The organism is Cellulomonas citrea, assembly GCF_009829685.1.
In the GTDB taxonomy this organism is placed as follows: Bacteria; Actinomycetota; Actinomycetes; order Actinomycetales; family Cellulomonadaceae; genus Cellulomonas; species Cellulomonas citrea.
This window is the reverse complement of sequence record NZ_VWSD01000127.1, coordinates 1-8,696: the sequence shown is the minus strand read 5'-3', so window position 1 is coordinate 8,696 and position 8,696 is coordinate 1. Positions and strand designations below refer to the sequence as shown.

At 72.9% G+C, this 8,696-nt stretch carries 10 protein-coding genes; 5 read left to right on the top strand and 5 right to left on the bottom strand.

Features of this window, described 5'->3' with window-relative positions:
- The coding region (locus F2B26_RS12560; protein WP_201292727.1) for a nickel-dependent hydrogenase large subunit at positions 1 to 444 on the bottom strand (444 nt) is incomplete at its 3' end.
- Between the two features lie 41 nt (positions 445 to 485).
- Here F2B26_RS12560 and F2B26_RS12555 point away from each other — a divergent pair.
- The gene (locus F2B26_RS12555; protein WP_159809878.1) at positions 486 to 845 is read left to right on the top strand and encodes a hydrogenase maturation nickel metallochaperone HypA/HybF; all 360 of its coding nucleotides are present in this window, start codon (positions 486 to 488) and stop codon (positions 843 to 845) included.
- On the opposite strand, the gene F2B26_RS12550 is transcribed toward F2B26_RS12555, so the two are convergent.
- From F2B26_RS12550 to F2B26_RS12535, 4 genes are read right to left on the bottom strand one after another with little or no spacing between them, the layout of a single operon-like run.
- Positions 836 to 1,369, bottom strand: a complete 534-nt coding sequence (locus tag F2B26_RS12550; RefSeq protein ID WP_201292726.1) for a hydrogenase maturation protease — start codon at positions 1,367 to 1,369, stop codon at positions 836 to 838. The genes F2B26_RS12555 and F2B26_RS12550 overlap by 10 nt on opposite strands.
- Positions 1,366 to 2,598, bottom strand: coding sequence for a Ni/Fe-hydrogenase, b-type cytochrome subunit (cybH, locus tag F2B26_RS12545; RefSeq protein ID WP_159809876.1), 1,233 nt, complete (start codon positions 2,596 to 2,598; stop codon positions 1,366 to 1,368). Before cybH ends, F2B26_RS12550 begins: the two co-directional genes overlap by 4 nt.
- Positions 2,595 to 4,340: a nickel-dependent hydrogenase large subunit gene (locus tag F2B26_RS12540; RefSeq protein ID WP_159809874.1), complete on the bottom strand. Its 1,746-nt coding sequence runs from the start codon at positions 4,338 to 4,340 to the stop codon at positions 2,595 to 2,597. Before F2B26_RS12540 ends, cybH begins: the two co-directional genes overlap by 4 nt.
- A gap of 3 nt (positions 4,341 to 4,343) precedes the next feature.
- Positions 4,344 to 5,585 carry a hydrogenase small subunit gene (locus tag F2B26_RS12535; RefSeq protein WP_159809872.1) on the bottom strand — a complete coding sequence of 414 codons (1,242 nt, stop codon included), beginning with the start codon at positions 5,583 to 5,585 and terminating at the stop codon, positions 4,344 to 4,346.
- 306 nt (positions 5,586 to 5,891) lie between these two features.
- On the opposite strand from F2B26_RS12535, the gene F2B26_RS12530 reads away from it, so the two are divergent.
- The 4 genes from F2B26_RS12530 to F2B26_RS12515 form a co-directional block, all read left to right on the top strand.
- Complete coding sequence (locus tag F2B26_RS12530; RefSeq protein ID WP_201292725.1) at positions 5,892 to 6,308, top strand: hydrogenase maturation nickel metallochaperone HypA; 417 nt, start codon at positions 5,892 to 5,894, stop codon at positions 6,306 to 6,308.
- Positions 6,286 to 7,149 carry a hydrogenase nickel incorporation protein HypB gene (gene hypB / locus F2B26_RS12525; protein WP_159809868.1) on the top strand — a complete coding sequence of 288 codons (864 nt, stop codon included), beginning with the start codon at positions 6,286 to 6,288 and terminating at the stop codon, positions 7,147 to 7,149. Before F2B26_RS12530 ends, hypB begins: the two co-directional genes overlap by 23 nt.
- Before the next feature lie 80 nt (positions 7,150 to 7,229).
- Positions 7,230 to 8,018, top strand: a complete 789-nt coding sequence (locus F2B26_RS12520; protein ID WP_159809866.1) for a nuclease-related domain-containing protein — start codon at positions 7,230 to 7,232, stop codon at positions 8,016 to 8,018.
- Between the two features lie 128 nt (positions 8,019 to 8,146).
- A partial coding sequence (locus tag F2B26_RS12515) for a hypothetical protein (protein WP_159809864.1) occupies positions 8,147 to 8,696 on the top strand: 550 nt, incomplete at its 3' end.

The window sequence follows — 8,696 nt, the reverse complement described above, 5'->3', positions numbered from 1 at the left end:
GCCGGCCACGCCACCCGGGACGGCGGTCACAGGGAAGTGGCCCGGGGAGCCGGCGGCGGCGAGCGCGGCACGGCCGAACCGGCGCAGCAGCACCGCGTCGGCGGGGTCGGTGGTGAGCATCCGCACGGCGTGCGTCTCCACCGCCGAGCCGTGGTGCAGCAACCGGCGCACCGTGGTGGCCGTGGCCGGCAGCGTGCCCACCCCGGCCAGCGCCTCGAGCGCCTGCACCCCGGCGAGGTGGTGGGCGGCCGGGCAGATGCCGCACAGCTTCTCGACGAGCGAGGGCACCCCGGTCACCGGGCGCCCGACCAGCAGCGGGTCGACCCGCGGCAGCCCGGCGAGGTCGAACCGGGCGGCGAGCGCGCGGCCCTGCCCGTCCCGTTCCACGACGACCCGGGCGCCCGCGGCGTCCACGATCTCGTCGAGCATGAGGCGCCGGGTCATGCGGACATCCTCCCTCGCGCCGGACATGCCACGATGGTCCGGTGCACGAGCTCGGACTCCTGCGCTCGGTGGTCACGGCCGTCGAGCGGGCTGCGACCACCGCCGGCGCCACGGGCGTCGAGGCGGTGGGGCTGCGCGTCGGCACCCTCAGCGGCGCGGAGCCGCAGGCCCTGGACGGCGCCTGGCCGATCGCCACGGCCGGCACCGTGGTGGACGGCGCGCGGCTGGAGATCGAGCAGGTGCAGGCGGCCGTCTGGTGCCCCGGCTGCGGGTGCGACCAGCCGGTCGACGAGTTCTACGCCCTCGTGTGCCCGGCCTGCGGCACCCCGTCGGGCACGCTGGTCCGAGGGCGGGAGTTCGCCGTGGCCTACGCCGATCTGGAGACCCCCGGTCACGGCTGACGTGCCGACCCGCCCGCGGTCGGTCCTGCCGCGGTCAGCTCGGCCAACCAGCGGTCGACGACCTCGACGGCTGCCTCGACGGCCGCCGGCAGGGCCGTGGCGACCGAGTCGCTGAGCCCCACCCGCAGGTCCACCAGCTCGGGCACGATCCCGACGACCTCGACCTGGTCCGGCTCACGGCCCAGCATCCGGGCGGCGGTGAGCACGTCGAGCAGACCGACCTGGTGCGGTGAGAGCTTGGTGGCGAGCATCCGGGGGATCTGGTCACCCGTGAGGTGCACGACGGTGCCCGGGACCGCCCCGGCGACCGCGTCGAGGATGAGCAGTCGTCCGGCGTCCTGCACGACCGGGACCAGCTCCATCCCGCCGGTCCAGCCGTCGACGTACTCCACCCGGACGTCCGGGCGTGCCTGGCTGAGCCGCGTGAGCAGCTCGAGGCCCGCGCCGTCGTCGGCCATGATCGTGTTGCCGACGCCCAGCACGGTGAGCACGGGGGCGTCCGGCACCGTGCCGGCGCCGCTCATCCGACCTTGGGGCTGTCGACGGGCTTGGAGCCCCGCCGCAGCCACACGCCGCCGTTGATCATCGACGACACACCGCCGTGCCGGTCGAGGGAGTCGGCGCGCACCGCGAGGTAGATGTGCCCGATGGCGAACGACCACAGGGCGAACATGAGCATGGTGTGCACCAGCCGCATCGGCCCGATCCCGATCCACTGCACGGGTGTGGCCACGACCTGCCAGAACGGGCTGGACTGCTTGTACAGCGCGTAGAGCGAGAGCCCGACGAGCATCTGCAGGACCCCGACCACGTAGATCGAGCTGTAGGCGAGCTGCTGGAGCGGGTTGTGGGCCACGTACAGCGGGCCCTCGTCGCGCAGGAACACGTAGTGCTTGACCACGCGACCCAGGTTGCGCACGTCCTTCTTCGACTTGAGCGGCCACAGCGTCGGCCAGCGCAGGTACCGGTCAGGCGAGGTGAAGGCCGACACGATCCGGGTGGCGCCGACGAGCAGCCAGGCGAACCCGGCGACGAAGTGGATGAAGCGCACGTAGCCCATGAGGTAGCCGGTGCGTCCCGCCGACCCGGGGGTCGGCCCGAAGAACGGGTCCATGATGTAGTAGCCGGTGAGGCTGAGGACGACGATGAGGCTCACGTTGAGCCAGTGCTGCGCGCGCAGCGAGGCGGACCACACGTCGACCCGGGTGTAGCTGTCCTCGCTGGTGGCGTCGTGCTCCTCGCCGGAGAAGTGGCGCAGCTTGACGAAGCCCTGCAGCACGAAGTCGCCGACGGTGCCGTCCTCCGCGACCGGGGCCGCGGCGATGACGAGCGCCCGCCAGCCGTGCTCGAGGCCGTGCCGCGCGTTCTTGCGCAGCAGGCTGCGGTTCTCCCGGCTGGCGCGCGAGGCACCCATGACGGCGTCGAGGTCGCCGCGCATCACGACGATGTCGCGCGTCGAGCCGCCGGTGACCTGCAGCTGGCGCACCCGGACGAGGGAGTACCGACGGTCCGCGCGGGCCGGGTCCACATCGGCCGGGTCCACCGTCGGCACCGGGATCGTGGGGTGGTCCTCGCGCAGCGCCGCGATCATGAGCTGGTCCACCGGGTCGTCGCTGCCGGGTGCGGCGGCGGCGGCCAGGGCGAGCACGCGGCGGTGGCTGAGACCGCCCACGCTCACCACGTCCCCGACCTCGAGCCGGGAGGCGTCGCCAGGGTCGGCCGCCGGACCGGGTGCCTGCTCGGCGGTGGTCATGACGTCGCGATCCCGAGCTCGGTGCCCTCCACGTCGAGCACGTGCACGGCGCACGACATGCAGGGGTCGAAGGAGTGGATGGTGCGCAGCGGCTCCAGCGGCTGCGCCGGGTTGACCAGCGGGTGCTTGCCGTTGCCTGCGAGCGACTCCTCGTACGGGCCCTGCGCCCCGGTGTCGTCCCGACCCCCGGCCAGCCACGTGGTGGGGACCACGGCCTGGTACTTGTCGACCTTGCCGTCCTTGATCGTCACCCAGTGGCTGAGGTTGCCGCGGGCGACCTCGACGAACGAGAAGCCGGAGGCCTCCGCAGGCCAGCTCGACGGCTCCCAGCGGGAGGAGTCGAAGACGTCGATGTCGCCCTTCTTGAGGTTGGCGACGAAGGTCGGGAACGTCGAGTCGGCGAGCATCTCCGCCGAGGTCACGCACTCCACCGCGCGGGCCAGGGTGCGGCCGGCGGTCGAGTTGAGCTTGTCGAGGCTGATGCCGTAGCGCGTGGCGGCGCCGTCGACGAGCTCCTTGGTCCGCGCGTGGCCCTGGGCGTAGGCGAGCAGCACGCGGGCCAGCGGGCCGACCTGCATGGCGTGCCCGTCGTAGCGGGGCGCCTTGCACCAGGTGTACTTGCCGTCGTCGGCGCCGGCCAGCCAGGTGAACGGCGGCGTCGGCCCGGTGTAGGCAGGGTCGGTCACGCCCTTGTCGGGGGCGAGCGCGACCTCGCCGTCGGGGTAGGTGTACCAGGCCGAGCTCACGTACTCGGCGATCTTCGACGGGTCGAAGTCGTGCACCGTGCTCAGGTCTCCGTCGAGGATCACCCCGGGCTTGACCTGCGTGAACGGCGTGGTCAGCCGGGACGCCGACGGTGCACCGGCGAAGGTGGCGCCCGACATGCCCACGGCCAGGTAGTTGGGCTGCGCGGCACCGATCTCGAAGTAGTCCGGGTAGACCCCGAGGATGGCCAGCGCGTCCGGCAGGTAGCACGCGTGCACGAACTCGGTGGTCTCGGCGATCCAGTCGGCGATCTGGTCGACCTGCACCTGGTTGATCGACTCGGACTTGTCCGGGTCGATCGTGCAGGCCATGCCGCCGACCAGGAAGTTCGGGTGCGGGTTCTTGCCGCCGAACACCGTGCCGATGCGGATCATCGAGCGCTGGAACTCCAGCGCGTCCAGGTAGTGCGCCACCGCCATGAGGTTGGCCTCGGGGGGCAGGCGGTAGTCCGGGTGGTCCCAGTAGCCGCCGGTGAAGATGGTGAGCTGGCCCGAGTCGAGGATGCCCTTGACGGTGTCGCGCACCGCCGTCATCCGCTCGAGGGTGTTGCCCTTCCAGGTGGAGCCGATCTTCTTCGCGAAGTCCACCGCGGCCTGCGGGTCGGCGGTGGCGGCCGAGGGGACGTTCACCCAGTCCATCGCGTGCAGGTGGTAGAAGTGGATGACGTGGTCCTGCACCGCCTGCGAGGCCAGCACCATGTCGCGGATGAGCCGGGCCTGCTCCGGCGGGTTCGACCCGATCGCGTTCTCGACCGCGTTGATCGAGGCGATCGCGTGCACCGAGGTGCACACGCCGCAGATGCGCTGGACGAACGCCCAGGCGTCCCGCGGGTCGCGGCCCTGCACGATGGTCTCGATGCCGCGGAACTGGGTGGTCTCGCTCCACGCCTTGGAGATGGCGGACCCGTCGGTCTCCAGCTCGATGCGCAGGTGGCCCTCGATACGGGTGAGGGGGTCGATGACGACGCGCTCGGACATGAGCTACTCCGCCTTTCCGGGCTCGTCGGTGGTCTTCGGTGCGGGGGCGTCGTCGACGTGCGCGGGGCGCCGGCTGGTCGGCGTCGGCAGCCACACGGTCGAGTCGCCGAAGGCACGCAGCGGGGGGTCGACCTTCGTCCTCGTGGCCGAGGCGCGGCGTGCCGCGGTGACGCCGGCGTGCACCCCGACGGCGGCCACGGTCGCCCCGACCAGACCCCAGCCGACCTCCTGCGCAGTGGCCTCGATGCCGAAGCCGGTGACGTCCGGCAGCGTCTGGTAGAAGGGCGTGAACCGGTCGAAGAACTGCTTCTCGGTGCAGCCGATGCACGGGTGGCCCGCGCCGATCGGCCAGCTCGTGTGCAGGTTCCACTGGATGACCGGGCACGCGCTGAAGGTGCTCGGGCCCTTGCAGCCCATCTCGTACAGGCACCAGCCGTTGCGGGCGCCCTCGTCGTCGAAGGTCCGCACGAACTGGCCGGCGTCGAAGTGCGCCCGGCGCGGGCAGGAGTCGTGGATGCGCTGGTCGTAGGCGAACAGCGGGCGGCCCTCGGCGTCGGTCTTGGGCAGATCGCCGTGCGTGAGCACGTAGGCGACGGTCGCGGTGATGACCTCGCCGATCGGCGGGCAGCCGGAGACGTTGATGACCGGCCGGTCCGTGATGATCTCGTCCACGCCGACCGCACCGGTCGGGTTGGGCTTGGAGGCCTGCACCGAGCCCCAGACGGCGCAGGCGCCGACCGCCAGGATCGCGGTGGCCTTCTCGGCGGACTCGCGCAGCACCTGCTCGGCCGACTTGCCGCCGATGGTGCAGTAGGCGCCGCCGGCACCCAGCGGGATGGAGCCGTTGACCACGAGGATGTGCGGTTCGGCGTTCGTGTCGTCGAGCGCCTTGTTGGCCGCGTCGCCGGAGGCGGCCATCACGAGCTCGTTGTAGTTGACGGACAGCAGGTTGAGGACGATCTCCTCGACCGTCGTGCCGCCCGAGCGCAGCGTGCTCTCCATGCAGCCGGTGCACTCCTGCAGCTGCAGCCACACGACGTTGGGCTTGGTGAGGGCGCTCAGCTTGTCCGCGATCTGCTCGGCGGTCACGGGGGCGGCGTGGGCGGTCCCGGTGGCCTGGTTGCCCAGGGCGAAGACCGCGGCCAGACCGCCGCAGAACTTGAGGAAGTCCCGGCGCTTGATCCCGGCTCGTGCGAGGTTCTCCCCGAGAGTCGGCTCCTGCCACCCGTTCGGCTCGTAGGACATCAGTAGAGACCCTCCTCTGGCTCTCCGGCGCCGCCGGGACCGGTTCCGCGTCGCTGCGTCACAGGTGCTTAGACCCACGTCGTCGCGCAGCCTAGCGACGAAGCCGGGACCTTCGGGCCAAGTTTGGAGGGCGAGATCCGGCTAGTGAGCAGGACCTTCGTCCTAGGGGAGCGGGATCGGCCGGGGCAGGCTGCGGGCCGTTCGCGGCCTCGGCCGGACGACCGGCGTGTGGAACACTGGGCGACCGTCGAGGCCTGTCGGCCGGCAGGCCGCGCGACGACGCGTTCGACGGAAGGACCGGTCCGGGTGCACGAGGTGTCGCTGTGCCGCCAGCTGGCTGCCGCCGTCACGCGCGCGACCGGCGGGCGGCCGGTCGAGACCGTGCACCTGCGGGTGGGCGAGCTGCGGCAGGTGGTCCCCGAGGCGCTCGAGTACGCGTGGACCTTCGTCGTGCGCGGCACCCCGCTGGACGGCTCGACGCTCTCCCTCGACCACGTGCCGGCCGTGCTCAGCTGCGACGACTGCCTTCTCCAGACACGTCTCGGGCCGGCGCTGGGGTTCAGCTGCCCGGCCTGCGGCTCGGCCCGCACCCACCTGAGCAGCGGCGAGGAGTTCGTCCTCACCGCTGTCGACGTCCACGACGAGGACCCGGCCGACCATGCGCGGCCTGCCGGCGACGACGCACAGAGAGGACTCCCCGATGGGGCGCTTTCACCGTCATGACGACGGCACGGTCCACTCCCACGAGCACGACGAGGGTGCGCACGAGCACACCCACGACGAGCACGACCACGCGCACGGCGACCACGACCACGTGCACGAGCACGACGCGCACGCCGCCGACCGTGACCCGGCCGAGCTCGCCGAGCTGATCGGCGACCACTCGGGCTACGTCACCGGCCGCGAGCGGATCGAGATCCTCGAGGACATCTACGCCGAGAACGACCGGCTGGCCGCCGCCAACCGCGCCGCGCTGGACGCCGCCGGGGTGCAGGCGATCAACCTCATGAGCTCGCCCGGCTCCGGCAAGACCACGCTGCTGGCGCGCACGCTCGCGGCGCTGCAGGGCAGCGTGCGCGTCGGGGTCGTCGAGGGCGACATCGAGACCCCGCTGGACGCCGAGCGGCTGAGCGGGCTCGGCGCGCAGATCTCGCTGCTCAACACCGGCAACGGGTTCGGCGGCGAGTGCCACCTGGACGCCCCCATGGTCGCGCGGGCGCTGCGCGGGCTGGACCTGCAGACCCTCGACCTGCTGCTCATCGAGAACGTCGGCAACCTCGTCTGCCCGGCCGAGTTCGAGGTCGGCGAGCACCGCAAGGCGATGGTGTACTCGATCACCGAGGGCGAGGACAAGCCGCTCAAGTACCCGGTGATGTTCCGCTCGGTCGGCGCCGTCGTGGTCAACAAGATGGACCTGGCGCCCTACCTCGACTTCGACATGGACCTGTTCCGGGCGAACCTGGCGGCCGTCAACCCGCACGCCACCGTCATCGAGCTGTCGGCCCGGACGGGTGACGGCGTCGCGGCGTGGCTGGACTGGGTCGCCCAGCCGGCCGGCGCCTGAGGTGCCCGGCGCAGGGGGCGGTCCACAACTCATGACCCCGGATGCTCCAGCCCGGCCGGGAAACGGCCGATAGCGTGGGTGTGCAGGCAGTCCTCACCGTTCGGCGATGGCGGCGCTACGGCGCCGACCGGTTGTACGTCGTCGCGCCCACGGGGGAGCCGATGGGCTCCGTCGACCTGGTGAGCGGCCAGGTGGTGGTCGAGGACGCCGCCGACGAGCACGCCGTGCGCCGCGCCGCGCAGGAGTACCTGCGGGCCGATGTGCCCGAGCTCGCGGTGCCCCGTCAGCGCGGCGGCCCGGAGGGGCTGAGCCCGGCCGACGAGGAGCTGCTCGCCGCGTGGCTCGGCGAGGTCGGCAGCACGACCCCACCACGGACCCGGCGGGAGTGGACCACCCGCGCCCGGCTGGACCGGTTGGGTGACACGGGCTGGACGGTGCTGCACGACGTGCGGATCGGGTTGCAGGGCTCCACCTGCCAGCACGTGGCCATCGGCCCGCCCGGCGCGTTCACCATCACCGAGCACGGCCGCACCGAGCAGGTCGTGCGGCAGGACGGCGGCACGCTGCTGGTCGACGGCGAGCCCACGAGCGTGCTGCGCGACGCCGCCCTGCAGGCCCGTCGGGTGCAACGGCTGCTGCGCGACGCCGGCAGCATCCAGGTGCGGGTGCGCGCCGTGGTCGGGGTCGGCCGGCTCGACCCGACCTCCCGGGTCCGTCCGGGAGCCCCCCTCGTGGTGCCGCGCCGCGACCTGCCGGGTGTGCTGCACGCGCTGCCCCCGGTCCTGTCGACCGCCGAGCTCGCGGTGGTCGCCAAGGTGTCCCGCCGCGCGACGACGTGGCTGCCGCCGATGCGGCCGCTGCCGTCCTGAGCGCACCGCGCCCGACGGGTCCTGCCCGCCGGACGGCGCCGTCCGGCCTCGTGCGCCGCCGGCCGCCCTCCTGGGCCGCCGGCCGCCCCGTCTGGAGCACCGGTGCCCTCGCAGGGGATGATCGTGCCGTGAACACGACCGGTGGCGGGCTCGGCAGACCGCGGCGACCCGCGTCGCTCGACCCTGCGGCAGCCGACCAGCTGCCGGGCGAGGGCGACCCGGCGCACCTCGTCGAGCTCGCGCACACCACCGCCCAGCTGCTCGTGCACCGTGGCCGCACCTCGCAGGACCCGGCGGTGCTGGACCGGCTGCTCGCGCTCGTCGAGGACGAGGGGCTGTCCACCGTGGCCGCGCTGTGGTCGGCCAGCCCCGCGGGTTCGCTGCCCGGTGCGCTGTGGCGGCTGTACGCGCTGCGCACCTGGGTGCGCTCCGACCCCGAGCTCGTCGCCGACCGGTACCGGCAGGGGATGGCCGCCGCACCCGTGCACGACGCGGTCGCCGGGGTGGCCTCGCCGCCCGGGGCCGACGACGTCGTGCGGCTCGTCGACGACGTGCTCACCGGTCTGTACACGCGTGACCTCGACGTGGCGCTCGACCGGGCCGCGGCGTTCTGCCGCGTGGTCGCGACCGGCACCGCGTTCGACGCCGACCACCTCGAGCTCGCCGACCCGCACGGCG